Source organism: Vibrio sp. 2132-1 (genome assembly GCF_033344315.1).
Genome location: NZ_JAWPON010000476.1, coordinates 1 through 630, shown reverse-complemented (window position 1 = coordinate 630; position 630 = coordinate 1). Strand labels below are relative to the sequence as shown.

Annotated in this window: 1 pseudogene; it reads right to left on the bottom strand. The window is 43.2% G+C overall.

The window, feature by feature from the left end:
• Positions 1-112 precede the first annotated feature (112 nt).
• Positions 113-630 (bottom strand): annotated as a pseudogene (locus tag R8N47_RS26140) (hypothetical protein); the annotation flags it as partial.

Here is a 630-nt window from a genome sequence, read left to right as displayed (position 1 = left end):
TACAGCAATTTTCATTTTTATTTCCTATTATTTAACTGACGCTAGCATATCAAAACACTTACACTCTAGGTAGAGTACAGTGATTAACTCAAAGCCTAACTAGCAACACAACTTAATTCAATTGAGTACCCAAGTAACGCAAATAAGCGTTGCGGATACGCAGCTTGTTCTGCTCAAAGTACTCTTGACCATAACGGCCTCGGTTAAAGTAGCGGCGAAGCATACTATTATCCATTACGAGTTCATCACCCTGGCCTGCCGCTAAATGGTTAGCATCATTACCAACCCGTGTCGTAACGTTGAAATCATAAGCCTCGTTACCACGAACTTGTATCACTCCCGGCGACATATCGCGCCATGGCGTTAATGGCAGCTTTACCGACACAGTGACAAACTGCTCTTCGTCTGTATCGTTAAACTTTGTCACCTGATAACTTGCCGATACTTCTATGTCTTCGAACCAATGTGATGTCGTGAATTTTGCGCCGACATCCCCCTTCCAAAACTCTCCAGCAGTTGCATTAAACTGCCAATCCCACTCCGGCATAGAGAATGTATAACGAGTTAAAAAGGTTTGGCGGTCTGGGTTCGCATAACCATTTTTGTCTTTTTCGTCTTGATGTTGGAAGT